Genomic DNA, 21811 nt, shown 5'->3' with positions numbered 1-21811 from the left:
GCTCTTTTGTCCTAGCGAATCTTGTCAGGGCTGGTTTTCGGGCGGCAGGTTGAACGGATCATCCTTGCGCTCCTCCGACTGCGAGAGGATGTCGACGCTCCGCTCGGGCCGCGACTGCATGGATGGGATCATGAGCTGCTGCGCGGTGGGGGCAGCCACCGCGCCGACCGGCACCGCAGGCATTTTCTGCCCTGCGACCGGCTTTAACGGCTGACGTCCGCCACAGGCGGCAACCCCAAGCGCCAGCAGGGCGAAGGCGATGTTCCGGCTGATGGCGATCCTCATGCCTGTTCCTTCCGCGCCTGAGTGATCCGCGCGCGCACCTGATCGGGCGCGGTGCCGCCATGGCTTTTGCGGCTCGCGACCGACGCATCGACCGTCAGCACCGCATAGATGCGCTCATCGATGCGGGCGTCAATCGCTTTCAGCGTCTCGATCGGCAGGTCGGCGAGCGGCGTGCCCGCACTCTCTGCCGCCGCGACGGCGCGGCCGGTGATATGATGCGCCTCGCGGAACGGCACATTGGCTTCGCGGACCAGCCAGTCGGCCAGGTCGGTGGCGGTGGCAAAGCCGCTTTCGGCAAGGCCGCGCATGCGATCGGTGCGGAACGACACCGTCTCGATCATCCCGGTCATCGCCGCGATGGACAGGCCCAGCAGGTCATGCGCCTCGAACACTGGCGGCTTGTCGTCCTGCATGTCCTTGGAATAGGCGAGCGGCAGGCCCTTCATCGTGACGCAAAGCGCCGTCATGCAGCCCATGATCCGCCCGGCATGGCCGCGCACCAGTTCGGCGGCGTCGGGATTGCGCTTTTGCGGCATGATCGAGCTGCCGGTCGAATAGGCGTCGGGCAGCTTCACGAAGCCGAAGGGCTGGCTCGCCCAAATGATGAATTCTTCCGCCAGCCGCGACAAATGAAGGCTGCATTGGGTCGCCGCCATCAGATAATCGAGCGCGAAGTCACGGTCGCTGACGCTGTCGAGGCTATTGTCGGTTGGTTTGGCAAAGCCCAGCGCCGACGCTGTCGCATGGCGATCGATCGGGAAACCCGTCCCGGCCAGCGCCGCCGCGCCCAGCGGGCATTCGTTCAGCCGGTCGCGCGCGTCGGCAAAGCGGCTGCGGTCACGGCGGATCATCTCATAATAGGCCATCAGATGGTGGCCCAGCGTCACCGGCTGCGCGGACTGGAGATGCGTGAAGCCAGGCATCACCGCGTCGGCATGTTCCTCCGCGCGGGCGAGCAGCGCCTGTTGCAAAGCCTCCAGCCCCGCCCCTACCTCATCAATGGCGTCGCGAACCCACAGGCGGAAGTCCGTCGCCACCTGATCGTTGCGCGAGCGCGCCGTGTGCAGCCGCCCCGCCGCCGAACCGATCAGCTCAGCCAGCCGGGACTCGGTCACCATATGGATGTCTTCAAGGTCCAGGTTAACCGGCACGCCGTTCGCTTCATACTCGGCGGCGATGCGGTTCAACCCCTCGGTGATTGCCTGCGCGTCCTCGCCTTCGACGATGCCCTGTTTGGCCAGCATCGCCACATGCGCTTTCGACCCTGCGATGTCCTGATTCCACAATCGCTTGTCGAACGGGATGGAGGCATTTATCTCGCGCATGACCGAAGCCGGACCAGCTGCGAAGCGTCCGCCCCACATGCTGTTGGAGCCGTCTCCCGTGCGACCTTCCCCGTCCCGATCAACTTTGCCCTGCGTAATGACACTGCTCCTGCTGGCTGGCCTCGGCGCGTGCGATAGGCAATCGCCGGGCGCGGGGCAAGATCAAGCCAATAGCAGCGCGCCAGTCCCCCCGACAAGCGGCGAGGCGCCCAGAGAGGGGACGGCCGCCCCGCAAAGCGGCAAGGGCGCGTTCAGCTTCACGCTCGACCGTTCAAAGGCAGGCACCCGCGCCCCCGATTTCGCCTTCGCCGGGCCGGATGGCAAGGACGCCACCTTGCAGGACTTCGCGGGCAAGCCGTTGCTGGTGAACCTGTGGGCGACATGGTGCGCGCCCTGCATCGCGGAAATGCCAACGCTCGATGCCGTCGCCAAGGCGTACGGGGCCAAGGGTCTGGCCGTGCTGACCATCTCTCAGGACAGCCAGGGCGAAAGCGTGGTGAAGCCCTTCTTCGCCAAACATGCGCTGCCGCACCTCAAAAGCTTTATTGATCCGGAAAATCAGTTCGGCTTCCACTATGCGACCGGCATGCTGCCCACCACCGTGCTGTACGACCGGGAGGGCAAGGAGATGCTGCGCGTGATCGGCGCGATGGACTGGAACAGTAAGGAAGGCCGGGATCTGATCGAGACGGCTTTGGAGTCTTAGAGTCAAATCCTCCCCATGCCGAGCATGGGGAGGGGGACCATGCGAAGCATGGTGGAGGGGAAAATGGCACGACCTGCGCGTCCTTCCCCTCCACCACCGCCATTGGCGGCGGTCCCCCTCCCCATCTTTCGATGGGGAGGATTTTCTAACCTAGCGACCTCGCTTCCCGCACCACCAGCACCGGCACGCCATCACGCACCGGAAAGGCCAAACCCGCCGCCTCCGAAACAAGCTCGCTGCTCTCAGCATTCCATCGCAACGGCATCCGCGTCACAGGGCAGACCAGCTTCGCCAACAGATAAGGGTCCGGCGAAATCATTGCATCGTCGCCCCGCCATCAGGCTCCATCCGGCCAACGATCTGCATCAGCTGAATGATCCGGTCGCACCGCTCGCTTAGGCTGTCCGCCTCTAGCAAGGTCTGCTTGGCGGCAGGATCGAATGGCGCGATCTGGGCTATGCCGTTCACCAGCGACGTGTCGTCGAGCCGCGACACGGCGGTCCAGTCCACGACATAGCCCAATGCTTCGGCAAAACGCCGCGATTCCTGTTCAAGCGCCGCGCGCTCGACGGCGTGAAGCACCTCATCCTCCGGCGCTTGCTCGACATCGGCCTCGATCTGGCGAAAGGCGGTGGTGACGTCGAGTTCGCGGATCACCCGGAACCGCGCCAGCCCTTCCAATATGATGTTGAAACGGCCGTCATCCAGCACTTCGAATTCGCTGATCCGGCCCAAGCATCCGACATCGTACAGGGCGGGCTTGGCCCCCTCCCCGCGCGGCTGGATCATACCGATGCGCCGGTCCCGCGCCATGGCGTCATGGATCAGCGCCCGGTAACGCGGCTCGAATATGTGCAGCGGCATGTCCATGCCCGGCAGCAACAGCGCCCCGGACAACGGAAAGATGGAGACGCGGGCGCGGTTCACCGGCCGCGCCGTCAGGAAAAGAGGATCTGCGACAATTTCCGCCGCTGCCCCGCAACCCACGGGTCTTCAAGGCCGGTGGCCTCGAACAGCTTGAGCAGTTGCGCCTTTGCCGCGCCTTCATTCCATTCGCGGTCGCGGCGGACAATCTCCAGCAGTTCGTCGGCGGCCCGGTCCCGCTCACCATTCGCCATCAGGCCGCCCGCCAGTTCGAAGCGTGCATCATGATCGTCGGGATTGGCGGCGACCTTCGCCTCGACCCCGGACAGGTCGGCGACAGGCTTGGCGTCGCGCGCCAAAGCAAGAGCGGCGCGGGCGCGGTCTATCGCCTGATCCTTGGCGACATCGGCGGGCAGAGCGGCGAGCACGGCCTCCGCTTCATCCAGCTGCCCAAGCGCCACCAGTGCGCGGGCATGGCCGGAAGCGACATCCGCATTGTCAGGCACCATCTGGCCAACCTGCTCGAACACCGAAAGCGCCCGGTCGGGCTCCCCACCCGTCAGCATTTCCTCGCCCATTTCAATGAGCGGAGCGATTTCCTCCAGCTGCGTCTTCTCATCCGATTCGATCGGCAACTGCGCCAGCAACTGGTCGAGATATTGCTTCAGCTGCCCTTCGGTGCGTGCCTGGCTCAGGTCAGCGACCGGTTGGCCCTGGAACACGGCATAGACGGTCGGGATCGACTGGACACGAAACTGGGCGGCGATGAACTTATCCTCATCGACGTTGATCTTCACCAGCTTCACGCCCTTGGACGCGTAGTCGGCGCAAACCTTCTCGATGATCGGCGTCAATTGCTTGCACGGCCCGCACCATTCCGCCCAGAAATCGACGATGACAAGACTGGTGCGCGACGGGTCCACCACGTCACGGCGGAACGCCTCCACCGCTGCCTTATCGGTGTCGCTCATTCCTAGGGTCGCCACTGCCGTATTCTCCTGCCTTGTTGCGCTTGGGTGCCGCGTCCATACAGCGCCTTATGTGGGGCGTCACCCTATCCGCACAAGATCAGAAGGTATAGCCGACCCCGACCGCGCCGATCCATTGGTTCCTGGACCCCGCGATGCTGACGATGGGTGAGTCCGCATAGGCACCCAGCATCCGCGAATAGCCGCCCAGCGCGAACAGCGCCCAGCCTTTACGAATGTCGCCCGACAATGACAGGCCACCTGTCAGGTTGACGCCGACCTTCTTGAAACCCGAACCATCGCCCGCGCGCGAATATTCCGGCAGGCCGGACGCCAGCGCCCCGGCGGCATCGACATCATAATAATAGCGGCCATATTTCTTGCCCACATAATCGGCCGACACGCCCAGGCCCACGAAGCTGCGCGTGGAAAGCGGCGTGAAATATTCGATAGCTGGCGTCACGATGAAGCTTTCATGTGCGCCCGCGACATCCTTCGTCACGGCGACGCGCACCGACAGATTGTCGTAGGCGCTGGTGATGATGCCGGTCTTGCCGATGCCGACAAAGCCGCCAAGCTCCACCGCCTTATCGCGTTCGCCAAGGGCGCGCACCGCGGCATCCTTGATATTCTTGCGGCTCGATCGATCAAAACGGACGCCCGCCACCGGCCCCAATTGCAGGTCGATGTCCTGCCCCCGATTGGGAATGACGTCGAAATATAGGCTCGGCCCACGCGTCCAGAAGGCGAAGTCGCTCACCTTACCGCGCAGCTGCGGGACAGGGATCACCCGATAGTCGTCCGACCCTTCATAGCTGGGAATGACGGCGGCGCCGATCCCGACGGTCAGCACATTGCTGTCGTTCGTCTGGGCAAAAGCGGTGTCGGCGGCACCCAGCGCAATAAAGGCAAGGCCCGCGAACAATATCTGTCGATGGTTCATAAATCCCCTGTTCCATCAATATGGTCAGCGCCTAGAATGTTTCGCTGCCATTACAGTTCCGGGCGAATGCAATCAGAGGAAATATTTGACCTTTATATCCTGACGCATCGCCGACCCCGTCACGATGAATTGCGCCGATCGGAAACTGGGCGCGCCGAACCGGATGGCCGGGTTTCGGGAGAACCCTACGCCCTCGCGCGGAATACCGACGAAAGTGTCGAGCTTCCCATTGCCATTTTCATCATGGATGATCGCGACGCCATAGGTTCCGGGTGCCAAATCGCCCAACGGGATCGCCCCCGATGTGGCGGCGACGACCAGATGGCGCTTGTCGGGATCATGGCTGCAATCGGGAAAATAGGCGGGCGACCGGGCGACGCAGACGAGCAGGTTTCCCTTGTGCGATCGCAGGCCTTCAACCCCGATGCTGATCGGCTGCGGCTGGCCCACCGGCGCGGCGCCGGGCAGGATCAACATGGCCCCGGCCGCAAGCAGCAATTTTTCCTTCATCCGTGCGCCTTCCTGAAATCGCCCAGTCCCCGGTCGGTCCCGCACAGCCGGTCCCAGACACGGAAATAGAGCCCGTAATTGCAGCTATATTGTTCATGATGCCGCTGATGATGGCTGGCGGTGATCAGCCAGCGGCCCGCCGGTCCCTGCACAATCCAGCGCGGAAACATCTCCCACCCCATATGGTTCGACACGCCCATGATGGTCATGATCGTCAGCACCACGGCCAGCGCGCCCACATGGATGGGAATGAGGAACACCAGCGCCGGAATGACGATGGCGCCGCTCAGCGCTTCCCACGGGTGAAAGCTCATTGCCGCCCAGGCCGTTGGCGGGCGGCTCGCATGATGAACGGCATGGGCGGCGCGGAACAGGCGCGGCCGATGCATCCAGCGATGCGTCCAGTAAAACCAGCTGTCATGCGCCACGAGGTATAGCAGCACGGATATAGGCAGATACCAGAGCGGATAGGCAGCGGCGTCGGTATAAATGCGCGTCCACCCCTGCGCCTGCCATCCCCAGGCGACCACGCCCGCCGGAATGCCATAAATCAATGCCGATGCCAGCGACCACGCAATCTCCCGCCGGATTTGTGGGTCCAACCCGGCATATAATCCCGGCTGCCGGACCCGCGTCGCCAGCGCAAAGCCGCCGCTGGTGAGCAGGTAACGCACCGCCACGATCGCGCTCATGGCAAGAGCGGAAAGAAGGATCGCGGCCAGCATGGGATCGACTATAGGCAGCAGCGCCCGGCCCGTCACCCCATCAGGTCCGGGGCCGCGCCTGACGATAGCTGCCCAGCATGCGCACCCATTTGCTGTGGAATTCCAGTTCGGCGAGCGCGCGATCCACGGCGGGGTCGCCCGGCATGCCCTCAATGTCGCAGAAGAACTCCGTCGCGGCGAAGCTCGCGCCCCGCTGATAGCTTTCCAGCTTCGTCATGTTGACGCCGTTGGTCGCAAAGCCGCCCATCGCCTTGTACAGCGCGGCGGGGACATTCTTCACCTCGAACAGGAATGTCGTCATGACCCGCACATCAGGCTCCGGCATGGTCGGCTCGCGCGACAGCACAAGGAAGCGCGTCATATTGTCGTCGCTATCCTCGATATTCTCCGCCACCATCTTCAGCCCGTAAAGCTCCGCCGCCAGATAGGGCGCCACCGCGCCCTCCCCCGGCTTGCGCGATTCCGCGACCAGCGCCGCTGCTCCCGCCGTGTCGGCATAGGCCACCGGCTGGATACCCCGCTCGCGCAGATAATGGCGGCATTGGCCCAGCGCCTGCGGATGGCTGATCGCGCTTTTGACCGGGCTGTCATCCACCGCCATCAGGCAGTGGCGAATGCGCAGGAAATATTCGTCAACGATGTGCAGCCCCGATTCGGGCAGTAGGAAATGCATGTCGGCGACCCGGCCGTGCAGGCTGTTTTCGATCGGTATGATTGCCCGCGCCGCCAAACCATTGCGCACCGCGTCGATCGCATCTTCAAAGGCAAAGCAGGGCAGCGGCACCCAATCGGGCGCATAGCCAAGCGCCGCAAGGTGCGAATTGGCGCCCGGCGCGCCCTGATAGGCGATGGCGCGCGACGGGTCCGTTGCGGCCTTTTCGGCGAGTTCCGCGACCAGCGCGCGGGCGGGGGCAGGATAGTTTTCCATGGATGAAGCGCGCTTAGGCACTCCTCCACGCGCGCGCAAGCGTGTCGGAATCCCCGACTGACACCGGCGAAGGCGTTACAGCTTCCAACCATGCTTGCACGTTCGCTCTTGCGTCATTATGGCAGCGCGCTAGAGGGGGCGCGGAAACCAAGCCGCCAGAACAGAAATTCAAGGGAATCCAAGCGAAATGAGTGATCGTTTCAACACCATTGCAGGCTGGGCGTTGTTTGCGGGGATCATTGCGCTGGGTGGCGGCATCGTCAGCTCCAAATATTTCCATGACGAACGGCCCGAAAAGATGGGCTACGCGATCGAAGGCGTGGAGGCCGAGGGCGAAGGCGGCGCAGCTGCTGGTCCCGGCCTGAACACGCTTCTCGCCAGCGCGGATGTCGCCGCCGGTGAAAAGGTCTTCGCCAAGTGCGCGGCCTGCCACACCGTCAACCAGGGCGGCGCCAACGGCATCGGCCCCAACCTTTACGCAACCGTTGGCGAAGGCATCGGACAGGGCAAGGGCGGCTTCGCCTTCTCCGACGCGCTCAAGAAGAAGGGCGGCAACTGGACCTTCGAGAATCTGGATCACTGGCTGACCAGCCCGCGTGAATTCGCGCCCGGCACCAAGATGACCTTCGCGGGCCTCGGCAACCCGGCCGACCGCGCCAACCTGATCGCATGGCTCAACACGCAGGGCTCCAACCTGCCCCTGCCCGCCGCCGATGCCGCACCCGCAGAAGCGAGCGCAACGCCCGGCGAAGCCGCCGCCAATGCGACGAACGCTGCCGAAAGCGTCGAGGGCAAGGCTCCGGCCAACGCGGCTCCGGCGACCGGACCTGCCGCTGCTGGCAAATAATAGCGGAGGGGTCGGCCCCTCCTGTTGAACCTGACGGGCGCGGCAGTGAATGCCGCGCCCGTTGCGTTTGGGAAATGCGCCTTTTTGAAACTCGGGTCGTCTCAGGGCTTTACGACTTCACCATCCTCCTTGGTAAATCGATCAGGCTGGCGGTCCAATAGGGTCAATACGACCTCTGAGGGACGACACAGCTTTGTGCCCAGGGGGGAGACCACAATAGGGCGGTTCACAAGAATGGGATGCTCGACCATCGCCGCCAGGATTTGATCATCCGTGGCATCCGCGCCCATCAAGCCGAGTTCCGCGGCAGGCGTGCCCTTTTCTCGCAACAGATCACGCGGCGACGCGCGCATATCGGCGATCAGGCGCTCCAGTAGGGAACGGGTCCAGCCGATGTCGCGATATTCAATGACCTCGGGACGATAGCCCGCAGCCTGGATCATCGCGAGCGCGTTACGCGACGTGCCGCAATCGGGATTGTGATATATCCTAACGGGAAAGGTATCAGGCACGATACGGGTCCTCCTGTAAAAGCCAGCCAAACACCATCAGCGCGACTATGGCGCCTGCACTTTGGCCGCCGATGAACAAGGGGATCGATGATGGCGCAATCCCCGCAAAGCTGTTCGTCAGGCCGCGAGCCACGGTCACGGCGGGATTGGCGAAGGATGTGGACGCCGTGAACCAGTAAGCGGCCGTGATGTAGAGCCCCACCGCCGTCGGCGTGAACTCGGGTCGGGACCGCTGTGTCGTCAATATCGTCCCGATCAGGCCGAAGGTGGCGACGGCTTCCGCAAAACCCTGCCCCCAGCCGTCACGCAATTTTGTTGAGATTTGCAACACTGGCTCGGCGAACATCGCGTGCGCGGTCCATACGCCAACAACGGCGCCGCAAATCTGTGCGACCACATATTGCAAAGCCTTTTGGGGGGTGACTTCACCACGCAGCAGGAAAACAAGCGTTACCGCCGGGTTGAAATGTGCGCCTGACAGCGGCGCGAACATATGGATCAGGACGACGAGGCCCGCCCCGGTCGCCACCGTGTTCGCCAACAATGCAATCGCATCGTTACCGGCGGCAAGCCGCTGTCCCATGATCCCCGACCCCACGACGACGGCCAACAGCATGGCCGTGCCCAAGGCTTCAGCGGCAATGTTGCGGATGACTGTCATTGAGGCGAACAGCAATTTGCGGTGTCCACCATGGCGACCAAAGGCGCGCAGATTTCCGGACGTCCTGCGCAGCAGTCGGAAACGAGGAACTTCAGAAGATCACCCATCCCCTCATAATCGGCGGAGTAAATAACCGATCGCCCCTCGCGTCGGGACTGGATCAGGCCAGCGTGCCCCAGGATGGTGAGATGCGTGGAGAGCGTGCTTGGCAATGCCCCCACTTCGCGCGCTATTTCTCCGGCCGGGACACCCGAGGCACCCGCACGAACAAGCAGGCGGAAGACGGCCAGCCTGTGATTATGCGCCAATGCCGACAGTGCTTCGACGGCGTCCGGTAACGACATCTGCTGATTTTCACCTGCCACGGATGGCGACCTTCCGATTCGACTATTCGATAAAATCCGAAATATCGAATTATCTCGCCCAAGCCAATGGGTGCGTTCGCCTATCGGAATCAAGCGTCCTTATGACCGGCCCTGGTCACAAGCCGACCCGAATCTCCTGCAATGTCGCCAGAAGGCCGTTTTAACGCTCCGCGACCAGCAGCTTGTCGATTTTGCGCCCATCCATATCGACAATTTCAAATCGCCACCCCTGGTCGTCGATGAAATCACCGACCTCAGGCAAGCGCTTGAGCAGCCACAGCGCGTGGCCCGCGACCGTGGCATAATCCCGGTCCTCGGGCAGGTCGATACCGATCCGATCGGCGAGCAGGTCCATCGGCATCTGGCCCGACACCAGCAAGCTGCCGTCCTCCCGTTCGACAAGGTCAGGTTCATCATGCACGTCGCGATCGGACGCGAAATGCCCCGCGATGGCGGACAGCAGGTCGGCGGGCGTCGCGATGCCTTCGAAATGGCCATATTCGTCATGCACCATCACCATGGGCACGTCCGCACGGCGCAGCACTTCCAGCGCGTCCATCGCATCGACCTGATCGGGCACGACCTCCACACGGCGCATCAATGACTCCAGGTTCAGCCGATCTCCCCTGAACAGCGCGGTCATGATGTCGCGCGCCTGCACGACGCCGATAATATCCTCGACCGTTCCACGGCCCACCGGCAGTCGAGTGTGCGGCGTTTCGAGCAATCTCGCCCGAATAGTTTCATCATCCGCGCCGATGTCGATCCAGTCCACATCCATGCGCGGCGTCATGACTTCGCGCACCGGCCGGTCGGCCAACCGCACGACGCCCGAAATGATCGCGCGCTCGCTTTCCTCGATCACGCCAGACCGGCTCGCCTCCGCGACGATCAGGTGCAATTCCTCGGCCGTCACATGATGTTCCGACTCCCGCGTCATGCGCAGCAGGCGGAAGATGAGCGCGCTCGACCCGTCCAGCACCCACACGATCGGCGCGGTGATCTTGGCGAGCCATAGCATCGGCGTCGCCATCAGGACCGCAATGGGTTCAGGCGAGCGCAGGGCAAACTGCTTGGGCACCAGTTCACCGATGATCAGCGAGGCATAGGTGGTCAGGCCGATGACCAGCGCAAAACCCAGACTCTCGGCGCTATTGGGCGACAATCCGAATTGCTGGAGCCGCTCGCCAACGGGTCCGCCAAGGCTCGCGCCGGAATAGGCGCCAGCGATGATGCCGATCAGGGTGATGCCGATCTGGACCGTGGACAGGAACTTGCCGGGGTCGCTCGCCAGCATCAGCGCCGTGCGCGCGCCGCGACGACCCGCCTTCTCCATCGCCTGCAACCGGGGGCGGCGCGCCGACACGATCGCCAGTTCCGACATGGCAAAAACGCCATTCAAAGCGACCAGCGCCAGAATGATGACGAGGTCTGCCCAGGGAAAGGGCGTCGGAGCGTGCGGGGGGATCGTGGCCATGGTGGTCAGCTACGCCCTATAACCCTGTTCCTTACAGTTTCACAACCGTCCCCTCACCTGCGGTTCAGTTCGCCTGTGGAACAAAAAGCGGGCTTTGACGATTGGGGCCTGCATCCGCGCTTTCGGGTGCAAGACAAAAAGGGAACTGAATCTATGCGGATTTCTCATCGCATCATGGGTACGGCAGGTCTGGCCGCCATGCTCGCCACCGCCGCCTGCACGACCGACCCCAACACCGGGCAGCGTCAGATTTCCAAGGCCGCGATCGGCGGCATCGGCGGCGCGCTGGGCGGTTATCTGCTCGGCGATCTGGTCGGCGGCAAGCGTGACCGCACGGAAAAGATCCTGGGCGCGGGCATCGGCGCGGTCGCGGGCGCAGGCATCGGCGCTTACATGGACGCGCAGGAACGCAAGCTGCGCGAGGAAACCGCTGGCAGTGGCGTGGACGTGATCCGCGATGGTGACAATCTGGTGCTGCGCATGCCATCGGGCATCACCTTCACCATCGACAGCGCCGCCGTGCAGCCGCAGTTCCGCCCGACGCTGGACGAAGTGTCCTCGGTCCTCTCGCAATATCCCAAAACCTATATCGACGTATACGGCCACACCGACAGCGACGGTGCGGACGCCTATAACCAGACCCTGTCAGAACGCCGCGCCCAGTCGGTCGCTGACTATCTGACCAGCCACGGCGTCCAGTCGGCTCGCATCGCAACGCGCGGCTTCGGCGAAACGCAGCCCATCGCCTCCAACGCCACGGTCGAGGGCAAGGCCAGCAACCGCCGCGTCGAAATCAAGATCGCGCCGGTCACGGAAAGCGACGTCCGGGCTTAAGCCTGCCGCCACTTCGAACGGAGCCGGGACGCGCCACAAGCGCTCCCGGCTTTTTCGTGGGCGAGCCGCCTCCCCAAAAAATACCGTTCGCCCTGAGCCTGTCGAAGGGCTCTTCTTTTCTTCTAAGAAGTGAAGGGCTTCGAAAGGCTGAGCCCGAACGGGGAGAAAGGCAAACCGAACCTCAAAAACTCGCCTTCAACCCATCGATCACGAACTGCGCGGCCAGCGCCGCCAGCAGAACGCCCAACAGCCGGGTAATCACTGCCTCGATCTTGCTGCCCAGCCGCGCCATGATCGGCCCAGCGGCCAGCAATGCGCCCAGCATCAGCACCAGCGTCACCAGCACCGCGCCCATGACGACCAGCCGCTCGCCGAGTCCTTCGGCCTGCGACATCAGCAGCATCACCGTGGCGATCGATCCCGGCCCGGCGATCATCGGCATCGCCATCGGGAAAACCGACACATCCTCGACCTCAGGCGTCTCGGCGATCTTGTGCGCGCGGTCCTCGCGCCTTTGGGTGCGCTTTTCGAACACCATGTCCATGGCGATGATGAACAGCATGATCCCGCCCGCGATCCGGAAACTGTCGAGCGCGATGCCCAGCACCCCCAGCAGCTGCTTCCCCCACAGCGCAAAGATAAACAGGATCACCGCCGCGATGCCAACGGCGCGGATCGCCATCGCCCGCCGCTGCGCATGGCTCGCACCGGTCGCCAGGCTGGCATAGATGGGCGCGCAGCCGGGCGGATCGATGACCACGAACAGCGTGACGAAGGCGGAGATGAACAGCTCGATCATGCCCCCGGCGCCGCCACTTTGTCGTCGATCACAAGGTCATAGCCGGTCCCGTTCCAGACCCGCACGCTGACATGGCGGCTGCCATCGGCCGCAGCCTCCGCATTCCACAACAGGCTTTCATCGGCAGGTGGCACCGCTGCTTTCGCCTTGGCGCCCACCATCTCAGGCGCTTTGCCCCGCTTGCAGGTGGCGACCTTCCCCACCAGAAACTCCGACGCAGGACGCGGCGCGGCCAGCGTATCGCCATGGTCGAGCACCCATTTCCAAGCGCCCTGCTTGTCCCGCCGCCAGATCGTCGTGAAATAGCCGACCGTTCCATCCGGCCGCTGCCAATTGCCCGTGCTCGCCGCCAGATTGCCGTCGCACGACACATGGATGACGGACGGCGTCCAGCTGACTGGCTTGGGCGGATCGGCGCGTCCTTTCAACCATTGTTTCGCCAACACCCTCTGCGGCACGAACATCACCGCATCCTCGGCGGCGGTCTCGCGAAAGGCGGTCCATTGCCCCTTGTCCCGCGCCAGACGGTTGAAGGCGATTTCGGCGGCAAAGACGGAACTGGGATCGGGCTGATGCCGCATCGGGGGCCGCGCCGCGACCAGCCCGATAAGGCAAGCCGCGATCAGGACGGCCCGCTTTGCTTTCACAGCCCCTCCGGCTTTGCCAGCCCCGCGCGCGCATGAGCCGCCACCAGCGTATTGCGCAGCAGCACCGCGATCGTCATCGGCCCCACGCCTCCGGGCACCGGGGTAATCGCCCGCACATGGGCCAGCGCTTCGGCCGTGGCGACGTCGCCGACGATCCGGCTCTTGCCATCCTCGGTATCCGTCACGCGGTTGATGCCCACGTCGATGACGGTGGCGCCCGGCTTGATCCATTCGCCCTTCACCATCTCGGCACGGCCCACCGCCGCCACCACGATGTCGGCGCGATGCACGACCGAAGCCAGGTCCCGCGTGCGGCTATGCGCGATGGTCACAGTGCAATTCTCAGCCAGCAGCAATTGCGCCATCGGCTTGCCCACGATGTTGGACCGGCCCACGACCACCGCCTCCATGCCTGACAGGTCGCCCAACTCATCCTTCAGCAGCATGATGCAGCCCAGTGGCGTACAGGGCACCAGCGCCTCCTGCCCCGTCGCCAGCCGCCCGGAATTGACGACATGAAACCCGTCCACATCCTTGGCCGGGTCGACCGTGCCGATCACCGCCGCCTCGTCAATATGGTCGGGCAGCGGCAATTGGACGAGGATGCCGTCCACCCGGTCATCGGCGTTCAATTCCTCGACCAGTTCGAGCAACGCATCCTCGCCGATGCTGGCGGGCAGCTTGAACTCCAGGCTTTCCATGCCCGCCTCGACCGTCATCTTGCCCTTGTTGCGGACATAGACGGAACTGGCCGGGTCATCGCCCACCAGCACGACGGCCAGCCCCGGCTTGCGCCCCGTACGTTCGACAAAGGCGGCGACGCCCTCCGCCACTTTCGCGCGCAGCGTGGCGGCGAAGGCCTTTCCGTCGATGATCTTGCCGATGGTCATGCTGCCTCAACCCGTTCCTTGATGATGGCGGACAGGCGCGCCAGCGCGTCGACACCGCCCTTGATACGAAGCCGCTTTAGCCGGTTGGTGTCACCCGATTCCAGCGAAATCGCGCTACGTGGCCAGTCCAGTCCCTTGGCGAGCAGCGCGATGAGCGCCGTGTTCGCCCTGCCCTTTTCCGCGACGGCGCGGACGCGCGCGCCCAGCCATTGCGCACCCTTCTCGTCCGTCCAGCACCCGCCGATATCTTCACGCGCCGCGCCCGGCGTCAACCGGACAGAGAGCAGCAGGTCGTTTCCGTCCTGCCTCCAGACGCTCACACCAGCCCGAAGAGCGGCGGCAATATGGCCTGTCGGATGATGAGGATGGCGAGCAACACGACCATCGGCGACAGGTCGAGCGCGCCAAGGTCAGGCATCACCCTTCGGATCGGATTGTAGATTGGCGCCGTCATCCGGTCGAGCGCCACGATGATCGTGCGCACGATGTCACTGGACGTGTTGATGACATTGAAGGCGATCAGCCAACTCATGATCGCCTGGATGATGATGATCCACCACAGCACATCGAGCAGGATGACAATGATCTGATAGAGCGCGTAGGCCATGCGGTCTCCAAATTGACTGCCGCTGCTCTAGCCGAGCGGGGGAGGCCGCGACAAGGGTTCCTGTCGTCATCCCAGCGGAAGCTGAGATCTCAGGAGAGGAAGCGCAACCGGGCCTAAGATCCCAGCTTTCGCTGGGATGACGGTGCGAGAATCCCTCACCGCCGCACTAAAGTACCCGCACCGCGCTTCGTGAAAATCTCCAGTAGCATCGCATGCGGCACCCGTCCGTCTAGAATGACGGCAGCGTCCACGCCGCCCTCGACCGCCTTCACGCAGGTTTCCAGCTTCGGAATCATGCCGCCGCTGATCGTGCCATCCTCTTGCAGCACCTTGATCGCCGCCGGGTCGAGGTCAGTCAGCAACTGCCCCTGCTTGTCCAGCACGCCCGCGACATCGGTCAGCAGGAAGAAGCGCGAAGCTTGAAGCTCCGCCGCGATCGCGCCCGCCATGGTGTCGGCATTCACATTATAAGTGTGTCCGTCAGCACCAATGCCCACCGGCGCGATGACCGGGATGATGCCGCTCTGCGTCAGCGTGTCGAGGATCGACCGATCGACCTTCACCGGATCGCCGACAAAGCCGAGGTCGACATTGCGCTCAATCCCCGAATTGGGATCGGGCGCCCGCGTATCGCCGACCTTCTCGCACAGGACGAGCCCGCCATCCTTGCCGGAAATGCCCACAGCCTTCCCGCCCGCGCCGGAAATCCAGCCGACGATTTCCTTGTTGATGGAGCCCGCCAGCACCATTTCGGCAATCTGCGCCGTTTCCCTGTCGGTGACGCGCAGGCCGTTCACGAAGTGCGATTCGACGCCCAGCTTCTTGAGCATCGCGCCGATCTGCGGCCCGCCGCCATGCACGACGACGACATTGATGCCGACCGCCTTCATCAGGACGACATCCTCGGCAAAGTCGCGCGCGGCTTCCGGATCGCCCATCGCATGGCCGCCATATTTCACGACGAACGTCTGCCCCGCATATCGCTGCATATAGGGCAGCGCCTCCACGAGCGTTTCGGCCTTGGCGAGGAGAGCGGGGTCGGGGGCGTGCTTGCTGTTCATGGGCGCGCGCAATAGGGCCTTATAGATGCGGGGGCAAGTTGGCGGCATCGGAAGCCGCTATTATCTACCCCTCGTCACCCCGGACTTGATCCGGGGTCCCGCTATCCAAGGATAACTGGCGGATGAAGGTAAGCGGGACCCCGGATCAAGTCCGGGGTGACGATGTCAATTGCCTAAGATTCACCACCACTCACCAGGCCATCCGGTACTTAACCCCCATGGCCTGCGCCAGATGCCGCTGCCGCCGCTCGACCGCCTCGCCAAACAGGTCCATGTCCACGCCTTTCAGCCGCAGTTCGAGCGTGTCGCCCAACATCTCCAGCTTCGACGCCAGCAAAGGCCCCTCGACCCCGCCCGACAACCGCTGGCCAAGACGGATAGCCAGCCCCCACAAAGTCGCCCTTTTGAGCGCTGCGGCAGAAGCCAGTTCGCCAATGCCTGGGACAGGGGCAGCAGCTCCACCGAAATTGCTATGCAACGCCTGCGCCAGCATCGCCCGTTCGCAGGCCGTAATGCCCACCCAATTGCTGTGCAGGGCAATCTCCACCCCACGTTCCGCCCGGAAATCCGGATTGGCGCGCCAACCCACATCGGCCAGCAGGCAAGCGGCCCGACGGATGCGCCGCCAGGACGGCTCATCGTCGCGGAACAGCGGCCCAATCCAGCGGTCGATCATGTCGCCATGGCCCGCGAAGCGCCCCTGCGCCTCGCCCTCCGCCTCCGCCGCCACCAGCAGCGGATCATGCGTACGAATGTCAGCGGGCAGATCCTCGAACAGCAGCCCTTCGCGCAGGCCATAGGCCGACACGACCAATTCACTCGACTTCAACTGCCGGACGACCACCGACAGCAACGCCGCCGCATCGGGCAAAGTCGGCACGCGCGATCCGGTGATCGACGGAATATCCTTCAACCGCGCCCGGCCCACATGCGACACGATCCGCGTCAGCTGCTCCGCGCGGGCGGCGGGCATCGCATATTGATGCACCACCGGCAGCGGAAAGTTGGTCAGCTGCATGTCGAACCGGGCCAGAGCGCGCCACGACCCGCCCACCAGATAGAAGGGCAGGTCAGGTCCGGCATTCCAGCCCGCCTTCGCCAGCATCTTCTTCACCTGCCGTTCCAGAACGGCCGGCCCCTTCGCCCGGATCTGCGGCAGGCGCAGCACGCCCAGCGGCAGCGATATCGTCTCATGCACCGCGCCGTCGCGTACCCGCGCCAGTTCCAGACTGCCGCCGCCCAGATCGCCAACAATGCCGTCCGCGCCGGGGATGCCCGACAGAACGCCATAGGCCGCCGCAACCGCCTCCTGCCTCCCGGACAGCAACTCGACTTCGAGGCCCATGTCCTTGGCGCGCAGGATGAACTCTTCGCCATTGGCGGCATCACGCACGGCGGCGGTGGCGACGCAGCGCACGTCCCGCACCTCCATCTCGCGGCACAGATGGGCAAAGCGCCCTACCGCCCGCAATCCGCGCTCCATGGCTTCCGGCTCGATCCGTCCCGTCCGCCCAAGCGACGCGCCCAGCCCCGCCATTACCTTTTCATTGAACAGGATGAAGGGGATGCGCCGTGGCCCGTCATAGACGACTAAGCGCACGCTGTTGGACCCGATGTCGATGATGGCCGTACGCGCCTTGGCATGGGCAGGTGAGGTCACCATCGTTTCAGCGATGGCGCGCACCTGGCTCAGCATCGAATTCATGACCGTTCAGGCCCGTCCGCGCAGGCGCAATGTCGGCACCGCCCCACTATCCAGCGACGCACCCCGGCCTGACAAAGACGGGTTGGTCATGAAATAGCGGTGCAGGTTGAACGGGCGATCCGTCGAATCGACGCGGGCATAATGGCCGTCGCTGTCCAGCTCCCAACTCTGTTCGGTGTCGATCAGGTTGGCGACCATCACCTGGTCCAGAATCTGGTCGTGAACGGTCGGGTTCTCCACAGGAGCCAGAAATTCGACACGGCGGTCAAAGTTCCTCGGCATCCAGTCAGCCGAGCTGATGAACACCTTCGCGCCATTATTGGGCAGCGCCTTGCCATTACCGAAAGCGGTGATGCGGCTATGTTCCAGAAAGCGGCCGACGACCGACTTCACCCGGATATTTTCCGACATCCCCGGCACGCCCGGCCGCAGACAGCAGATGCCGCGCACGATCAGGTCGATCTGCACTCCCGCATTGCTGGCGGCATACAGCTTCTCGATGATCGCCGGATCGACCAGCGAATTCATCTTGGCCCAGATATCGCCGGGGCGGCCAGCGCGGACATGCTCGATCTCCGCATCGATAAGCTGACAGAGCCGATCGCGCAGGTCGCGAGGGCTCATCACCAGCTTTTCAAGGCTCTGCGGTTCGACATAGCCGGTGATATAGTTGAACAGCGCGGCGGCATCGCGGCCATAGGCGGGATCGGCGGTGAAGAAGCTCAAGTCAGTATAGATGCGCGCGGTGACGGGGTGATAATTGCCCGTGCCGAAATGGCAGTAGGTGCGGAACGCCTCGCCCTCCCGCCGCACGACCATCGACACCTTGGCGTGCGTCTTCCAGTCGATGAAGCCATAGACCACCTGCACGCCCGCCCGCTCCAGCGCGTCGGCCCACATCAGGTTCTGCTCTTCATCGAACCGCGCCTTCAGCTCGACCACCGCCGTCACCGACTTGCCCGCCTCCGCCGCGTCGATCAGCGCACGGATGATCGCCGACTGCTTGCCCGCGCGATACAGCGTCTGCTTGATCGCGACGCAATCCGGGTCGGACGCAGCTTGTTTCAGGAACGAAACGACGACGTCGAACGCTTCATAGGGGTGATGGACGACAATGTCCTTCGCCCGGATCGCCGCAAAGCAATCCCCGCCATATTCGCGAATGCGCTCGGGGAAGCGCGGCGCATAGGGTTCGAACTTCAAGTCCGGCCGGTCTTCCTCGACAATGCCGCTCAGGTCGCCGATGCCGACAAAGCCCTCGACCTCGGCAATGATCGCCTCATGCCCCTGAAGCATGTCCTGCAACATTTCCTCGACCGGCTCGGGGATGCGCTCCTCAATCTCCATGCGGATCACGCGGCCCCGGCGGCGGCGCTTGATGGCGCTGCGGAAATAGCGGACCAGATCCTCCGCCTCTTCCTCAATCTCGATGTCGCTGTCGCGGATGATGCGGAACACACCGCTGTTGCGCACCCGATAGCCGGGGAAGAGATCGCCCGAAAAACGGCGGATCACCGCTTCCAAAGCCATGTAGCGCGCAGGCGTGCCCGGCATGCGGACAAAGCGGGCGAGCGAGGACGGGATCATCACCAGTTCGCGGATCGGCTGCTTGTCCGACAGCCTTTCGAGGTCAAAGACGATCGAAAGCCCTTGATTGGGGATGAAAGGAAATGGATGCGCCGGGTCCAGCGCCTGTGGCGTCAGGATCGGAAAAACCTGGCTCAGGAAATGCTCGCGCAGCCATGTCTCGCTGCCCGCATCGATCTCGCTCGCAGGACCCATGACCTCGATCCCGACCCGCGTCAGCTCACCATGCAGCGCGCCCCAGACCTTCTGCTGCGCCGTCATCAGCCGCGCGGTTTCATCGGTGATCGCGGCAAGTTGCTGCGCGGGGGTCAGCCCATCGGCCGACCGCATATCGACATCCTGCAACTGCTGGCCTTTAAGGCCCGCCACGCGCACGCTGAAGAACTCATCCAGGTTCGCGCCGGAAATCGACAGGAAACGCAGCCGCTCCAGCAGCGGATGGGCGCGGTTCATCGCCTCTTCCAGCACGCGCTGGTTGAACGCCAGCCAGGACAGCTCCCGGTTGAAATAGCGGTCGGTAGGCAGTGTCAGGCTGGCGGACGGATCAGCTTCGGCCACGTCTCTCTCACTATGATGAGGGGTGCGGATCGTCCGCCACTATAGGCAAGAAACCCGCCGCTTGCAGGCTCTCTTTGGCCATAGCGACAGAAATCTTACGTCCCGATGACAATGCCGCCTCGTTAAGCAGGCGAACAGCCTCGGCAATCGCGGCATAGCTGCGCTCGATCCGGCGCAGCAGCCACTCCGGCAAATCCTGCGCATAACGCGAACCGGCGCGGCCAAGCGCCCGTTCGACAAGCGCCCGGGCAAGCGGCTCGTCCGGCTGCTCGATCGCGACATGCGGCGCGGCGGCAAGGCGCGACCGGAGGTCCGGCAGAGCCACGTCCCACAACGTCGGCGCGCTGTCCCCGATCAGCAATAGCGGCTTGGCGCTCGTCTGCGCATCATTCCAGGCGTTGAACAGCAGCCGGTCGTCCTGCCCCTGCGCATCGTCGATCACCGTGCCGCCGCTCATCGCGGCGAAACGGCGGCCCAGCATCGATCGCCCCGACCGGGCCGGGCCACTCAACACGCTGATAGCCAAGGGCCATTCGCGCCAATTTTCCAGATGGCGGACGGCCACATGATTGGCCTCGCTGACCAGGAAGTCATCGTCCGTCCCCTGCCCTGGCCATTCGAACGGCAGGCTGATCTGGCTCATTGCGGCGCCGATGTTCCCGCCCCGCCAAGCGCCGCGCCGCCCCGCCTGATGCGCAGCATATTTCCGGAACCGGACACGGTGAAGCCCCGCGCCTGAAGCCCGGCACGCAGCGCATCCACGCTGCCGTCGAAGCTGACCTGCATCACGGAAGTCCCGCCCAGAGCAAGGCTGCTGGTCGCCGCCGACCTGACACCCACGATAGACCGCACCGCCGCCTCGCCTTGCGCCACCGATCCTACATCGGGCGTGTCGAACTGGATCGAAACGCTGCTGGTCGTCGCCGACGGCACCGGCGTTTCGGTCGTCTCCAATGACTGTTCGGTCCCATTTTCGATCGCGAGCGCGTCCGGATCGACCGGCTCCTCGATGATCAACGAGGGGTCAGGACGCAAACGACCGTCATTGAGCGCAGCGGTATAAAGCTGATCGATTCGCCGCGCCGCTTCATCCATCATCTGCGGGATCGCGCTTTCGGCGGTCGCGCGTAGGGAGAAGCTGCCGATCAACGTATCGTCCGGCCCATAGCGCGCCGTGAAGGTGCCCCTCACTGGACCACCCGGATATTCCCGCTGAAGCCGCGCGATCGGCACCACCACATCGGCCGCGCCATATTGATCCAGCAACACGCGCCACCAAAGCCGCCCGCGACGCCCCACCTGACCGGCATTCAGCAGGATCGGGTCAGCGATCGATCCGCTCACCCGCACATAATCGATCGCGCTGTCCCCGGTACGGAACCGCGCCCAGACCTTCTGCCACTCATTGATCCGCTCATAGGACACGGCGGACCCGCCATCCCACATCACCGGAATGACCAGCAGCGGCGGCGAGCGCATGACATGACCAGATACGCCCAGCAGCTGCCCCGTCCGCGCGCGGTCGAACAAAATGCCCAGCGTCGCGATGTAGCGGGTCGGCCCGACCTGCTCATATTCGATCTCCACGCCGGAGATCATGGCCTCAAGCTGCGAATCGGAAAGGTTCGGCACCCCGGCCGCGCCATGGGTGCGCGTCCACAGCATCCGCCAGCCCTGCCGCTGCGCCAGCCGCCAGCCCGCGAGGCGCGCGCTGTTGGCGTCCTTGCCGAGCACATCGACCTTGATGCCGCTGACCTGATAATCGCCCCCGCTCGCGATCGGCGGCACGCCGCGTTCGCCCTCCATCTGCGCGAACAAGGCCGCGGCAGCTAGGCCCAGCATGATCGCGCCGAGAATCTGGACGGGCCGCGACAAGCGGCGGATCAGCGACGAAGGCCGGAAAATATGGCTTTGGAAGGCAGTGGACAGGCTCACGCGCGCCCTTTTGGCGAGATTTCCCCCATCTGCCAAGCGGCAACCCATTTGCCGTTCCGTTTTCCGCATCAT

The 21811-nt window shown here is 63.9% G+C and carries 26 protein-coding genes; 3 read left to right on the top strand and 23 right to left on the bottom strand.

Features of this window, described 5'->3' with window-relative positions; genetic code table 11:
- Positions 1-24 precede the first annotated feature (24 nt).
- Entirely contained in the window at positions 25-285 is a 261-nt protein-coding gene (locus ACZ5ZH_RS00410; protein WP_464771813.1) for a hypothetical protein, read from the bottom strand.
- Positions 282-1649 (bottom strand): argininosuccinate lyase, encoded by a 1368-nt coding sequence (argH, locus tag ACZ5ZH_RS00405; RefSeq protein ID WP_464771812.1) that lies wholly within the window; start codon positions 1647-1649, stop codon positions 282-284. Before argH ends, ACZ5ZH_RS00410 begins: the two co-directional genes overlap by 4 nt.
- A gap of 58 nt (positions 1650-1707) precedes the next feature.
- On the opposite strand from argH, the gene ACZ5ZH_RS00400 reads away from it, so the two are divergent.
- Positions 1708-2316 carry a TlpA family protein disulfide reductase gene (locus ACZ5ZH_RS00400; protein ID WP_464771811.1) on the top strand — a complete coding sequence of 203 codons (609 nt, stop codon included), beginning with the start codon at positions 1708-1710 and terminating at the stop codon, positions 2314-2316.
- 145 nt (positions 2317-2461) lie between these two features.
- Here ACZ5ZH_RS00400 and ACZ5ZH_RS00395 read toward each other — a convergent pair whose 3' ends face one another.
- From ACZ5ZH_RS00395 to ACZ5ZH_RS00365, 7 genes are all read right to left on the bottom strand, one after another.
- Positions 2462-2635: a Trm112 family protein gene (locus ACZ5ZH_RS00395; protein WP_464771810.1), complete on the bottom strand. Its 174-nt coding sequence runs from the start codon at positions 2633-2635 to the stop codon at positions 2462-2464.
- On the bottom strand, positions 2632-3243 hold the full coding sequence (locus ACZ5ZH_RS00390; RefSeq protein ID WP_460987419.1) for an LON peptidase substrate-binding domain-containing protein: 612 nt from the start codon (positions 3241-3243) through the stop codon (positions 2632-2634). Before ACZ5ZH_RS00390 ends, ACZ5ZH_RS00395 begins: the two co-directional genes overlap by 4 nt.
- 11 nt (positions 3244-3254) lie before the next feature.
- Positions 3255-4166 (bottom strand): tetratricopeptide repeat protein, encoded by a 912-nt coding sequence (locus ACZ5ZH_RS00385; protein WP_464771809.1) that lies wholly within the window; start codon positions 4164-4166, stop codon positions 3255-3257.
- Between the two features lie 82 nt (positions 4167-4248).
- Positions 4249-5091 carry a MipA/OmpV family protein gene (locus ACZ5ZH_RS00380; protein ID WP_464771808.1) on the bottom strand — a complete coding sequence of 281 codons (843 nt, stop codon included), beginning with the start codon at positions 5089-5091 and terminating at the stop codon, positions 4249-4251.
- Between the two features lie 72 nt (positions 5092-5163).
- Entirely contained in the window at positions 5164-5601 is a 438-nt protein-coding gene (locus ACZ5ZH_RS00375; protein ID WP_464771807.1) for a DUF2141 domain-containing protein, read from the bottom strand.
- Complete coding sequence (locus tag ACZ5ZH_RS00370) at positions 5598-6326, bottom strand: sterol desaturase family protein (RefSeq protein WP_464772660.1); 729 nt, start codon at positions 6324-6326, stop codon at positions 5598-5600. Before ACZ5ZH_RS00370 ends, ACZ5ZH_RS00375 begins: the two co-directional genes overlap by 4 nt.
- A gap of 40 nt (positions 6327-6366) precedes the next feature.
- A complete protein-coding gene (locus tag ACZ5ZH_RS00365) occupies positions 6367-7254 on the bottom strand; it encodes a prephenate dehydratase (RefSeq protein ID WP_464771806.1) in 888 nt (295 codons plus the stop codon).
- A gap of 187 nt (positions 7255-7441) precedes the next feature.
- On the opposite strand from ACZ5ZH_RS00365, the gene ACZ5ZH_RS00360 reads away from it, so the two are divergent.
- Positions 7442-8101: a c-type cytochrome gene (locus ACZ5ZH_RS00360; RefSeq protein ID WP_449471072.1), complete on the top strand. Its 660-nt coding sequence runs from the start codon at positions 7442-7444 to the stop codon at positions 8099-8101.
- A gap of 101 nt (positions 8102-8202) precedes the next feature.
- On the opposite strand, the gene ACZ5ZH_RS00355 is transcribed toward ACZ5ZH_RS00360, so the two are convergent.
- The 4 genes from ACZ5ZH_RS00355 to ACZ5ZH_RS00340 form a co-directional block, all read right to left on the bottom strand.
- Positions 8203-8544, bottom strand: coding sequence for an ArsC/Spx/MgsR family protein (locus ACZ5ZH_RS00355; RefSeq protein ID WP_464771805.1), 342 nt, complete (start codon positions 8542-8544; stop codon positions 8203-8205).
- Between the two features lie 61 nt (positions 8545-8605).
- Positions 8606-9274, bottom strand: a complete 669-nt coding sequence (locus ACZ5ZH_RS00350) for an aquaporin (protein ID WP_449471068.1) — start codon at positions 9272-9274, stop codon at positions 8606-8608.
- Positions 9271-9639 carry an ArsR/SmtB family transcription factor gene (locus ACZ5ZH_RS00345; protein WP_464771804.1) on the bottom strand — a complete coding sequence of 123 codons (369 nt, stop codon included), beginning with the start codon at positions 9637-9639 and terminating at the stop codon, positions 9271-9273. The genes ACZ5ZH_RS00350 and ACZ5ZH_RS00345 overlap by 4 nt, the downstream gene beginning before the upstream one ends.
- Positions 9640-9799: 160 nt before the next feature.
- Complete coding sequence (locus ACZ5ZH_RS00340) at positions 9800-11116, bottom strand: hemolysin family protein (RefSeq protein ID WP_464771803.1); 1317 nt, start codon at positions 11114-11116, stop codon at positions 9800-9802.
- Positions 11117-11269: 153 nt separating this feature from the next.
- Between ACZ5ZH_RS00340 and ACZ5ZH_RS00335 the strand changes: the two genes are divergently transcribed.
- Entirely contained in the window at positions 11270-11950 is a 681-nt protein-coding gene (locus ACZ5ZH_RS00335; protein ID WP_464771802.1) for a YiaD family glycine zipper/OmpA-like lipoprotein, read from the top strand.
- Between the two features lie 181 nt (positions 11951-12131).
- On the opposite strand, the gene ACZ5ZH_RS00330 is transcribed toward ACZ5ZH_RS00335, so the two are convergent.
- From ACZ5ZH_RS00330 to ACZ5ZH_RS00285, 10 genes are all read right to left on the bottom strand, one after another.
- On the bottom strand, positions 12132-12749 hold the full coding sequence (locus tag ACZ5ZH_RS00330; RefSeq protein WP_464771801.1) for a MarC family protein: 618 nt from the start codon (positions 12747-12749) through the stop codon (positions 12132-12134).
- Positions 12746-13396 carry a YybH family protein gene (locus tag ACZ5ZH_RS00325; protein WP_464771800.1) on the bottom strand — a complete coding sequence of 217 codons (651 nt, stop codon included), beginning with the start codon at positions 13394-13396 and terminating at the stop codon, positions 12746-12748. The genes ACZ5ZH_RS00330 and ACZ5ZH_RS00325 overlap by 4 nt, the downstream gene beginning before the upstream one ends.
- Positions 13393-14286, bottom strand: coding sequence for a bifunctional methylenetetrahydrofolate dehydrogenase/methenyltetrahydrofolate cyclohydrolase FolD (gene folD / locus ACZ5ZH_RS00320; protein WP_464771799.1), 894 nt, complete (start codon positions 14284-14286; stop codon positions 13393-13395). The genes ACZ5ZH_RS00325 and folD overlap by 4 nt, the downstream gene beginning before the upstream one ends.
- Positions 14283-14606, bottom strand: a complete 324-nt coding sequence (locus ACZ5ZH_RS00315; protein ID WP_464771798.1) for a DUF167 domain-containing protein — start codon at positions 14604-14606, stop codon at positions 14283-14285. The genes folD and ACZ5ZH_RS00315 overlap by 4 nt, the downstream gene beginning before the upstream one ends.
- Positions 14603-14893 (bottom strand): YggT family protein, encoded by a 291-nt coding sequence (locus tag ACZ5ZH_RS00310; RefSeq protein WP_196225267.1) that lies wholly within the window; start codon positions 14891-14893, stop codon positions 14603-14605. The genes ACZ5ZH_RS00315 and ACZ5ZH_RS00310 overlap by 4 nt, the downstream gene beginning before the upstream one ends.
- A 155-nt stretch (positions 14894-15048) precedes the next feature.
- Positions 15049-15954 (bottom strand): acetylglutamate kinase, encoded by a 906-nt coding sequence (argB, locus tag ACZ5ZH_RS00305; protein ID WP_230463238.1) that lies wholly within the window; start codon positions 15952-15954, stop codon positions 15049-15051.
- 190 nt (positions 15955-16144) lie between these two features.
- Positions 16145-17659, bottom strand: a complete 1515-nt coding sequence (locus tag ACZ5ZH_RS00300; RefSeq protein ID WP_464771797.1) for a Ppx/GppA phosphatase family protein — start codon at positions 17657-17659, stop codon at positions 16145-16147.
- Between the two features lie 6 nt (positions 17660-17665).
- A complete protein-coding gene (locus tag ACZ5ZH_RS00295; RefSeq protein ID WP_464771796.1) occupies positions 17666-19804 on the bottom strand; it encodes an RNA degradosome polyphosphate kinase in 2139 nt (712 codons plus the stop codon).
- A 10-nt stretch (positions 19805-19814) separates the two neighbouring features.
- The gene (locus tag ACZ5ZH_RS00290) at positions 19815-20447 is read right to left on the bottom strand and encodes a P-loop NTPase family protein (RefSeq protein ID WP_464771795.1); all 633 of its coding nucleotides are present in this window, start codon (positions 20445-20447) and stop codon (positions 19815-19817) included.
- Positions 20444-21646, bottom strand: a complete 1203-nt coding sequence (locus tag ACZ5ZH_RS00285; protein ID WP_464772659.1) for a heavy-metal-associated domain-containing protein — start codon at positions 21644-21646, stop codon at positions 20444-20446. Before ACZ5ZH_RS00285 ends, ACZ5ZH_RS00290 begins: the two co-directional genes overlap by 4 nt.
- Positions 21647-21811 lie beyond the last annotated feature (165 nt).

The sequence above is a fragment of the Sphingobium sp. TomMM7A genome, from assembly GCF_055397305.1.
This window is presented reverse-complemented; position numbering and strand designations above follow the sequence as displayed.

Coding starts and splice junctions, on each gene's coding strand:
- ACZ5ZH_RS00410 (WP_464771813.1), bottom strand. CDS start 285: ATGAGGATCGCCATCAGCCGGAACATCGCCTTCGCCCTGCTGGCGCTT.
- argH (WP_464771812.1), bottom strand. CDS start 1,649: ATGTGGGGCGGACGCTTCGCAGCTGGTCCGGCTTCGGTCATGCGCGAG.
- ACZ5ZH_RS00400 (WP_464771811.1), top strand. CDS start 1,708: ATGACACTGCTCCTGCTGGCTGGCCTCGGCGCGTGCGATAGGCAATCG.
- ACZ5ZH_RS00395 (WP_464771810.1), bottom strand. CDS start 2,635: ATGATTTCGCCGGACCCTTATCTGTTGGCGAAGCTGGTCTGCCCTGTG.
- ACZ5ZH_RS00380 (WP_464771808.1), bottom strand. CDS start 5,091: ATGAACCATCGACAGATATTGTTCGCGGGCCTTGCCTTTATTGCGCTG.
- ACZ5ZH_RS00375 (WP_464771807.1), bottom strand. CDS start 5,601: ATGAAGGAAAAATTGCTGCTTGCGGCCGGGGCCATGTTGATCCTGCCC.
- ACZ5ZH_RS00370 (WP_464772660.1), bottom strand. CDS start 6,326: ATGCTGGCCGCGATCCTTCTTTCCGCTCTTGCCATGAGCGCGATCGTG.
- ACZ5ZH_RS00365 (WP_464771806.1), bottom strand. CDS start 7,254: ATGGAAAACTATCCTGCCCCCGCCCGCGCGCTGGTCGCGGAACTCGCC.
- ACZ5ZH_RS00360 (WP_449471072.1), top strand. CDS start 7,442: ATGAGTGATCGTTTCAACACCATTGCAGGCTGGGCGTTGTTTGCGGGG.
- ACZ5ZH_RS00355 (WP_464771805.1), bottom strand. CDS start 8,544: ATGATCCAGGCTGCGGGCTATCGTCCCGAGGTCATTGAATATCGCGAC.
- ACZ5ZH_RS00350 (WP_449471068.1), bottom strand. CDS start 9,274: ATGACAGTCATCCGCAACATTGCCGCTGAAGCCTTGGGCACGGCCATG.
- ACZ5ZH_RS00340 (WP_464771803.1), bottom strand. CDS start 11,116: ATGGCCACGATCCCCCCGCACGCTCCGACGCCCTTTCCCTGGGCAGAC.
- ACZ5ZH_RS00335 (WP_464771802.1), top strand. CDS start 11,270: ATGCGGATTTCTCATCGCATCATGGGTACGGCAGGTCTGGCCGCCATG.
- ACZ5ZH_RS00330 (WP_464771801.1), bottom strand. CDS start 12,749: ATGATCGAGCTGTTCATCTCCGCCTTCGTCACGCTGTTCGTGGTCATC.
- folD (WP_464771799.1), bottom strand. CDS start 14,286: ATGACCATCGGCAAGATCATCGACGGAAAGGCCTTCGCCGCCACGCTG.
- ACZ5ZH_RS00310 (WP_196225267.1), bottom strand. CDS start 14,893: ATGGCCTACGCGCTCTATCAGATCATTGTCATCCTGCTCGATGTGCTG.
- argB (WP_230463238.1), bottom strand. CDS start 15,954: ATGAACAGCAAGCACGCCCCCGACCCCGCTCTCCTCGCCAAGGCCGAA.
- ACZ5ZH_RS00300 (WP_464771797.1), bottom strand. CDS start 17,659: ATGAATTCGATGCTGAGCCAGGTGCGCGCCATCGCTGAAACGATGGTG.
- ACZ5ZH_RS00290 (WP_464771795.1), bottom strand. CDS start 20,447: ATGAGCCAGATCAGCCTGCCGTTCGAATGGCCAGGGCAGGGGACGGAC.
- ACZ5ZH_RS00285 (WP_464772659.1), bottom strand. CDS start 21,646: ATGCTGGGCCTAGCTGCCGCGGCCTTGTTCGCGCAGATGGAGGGCGAA.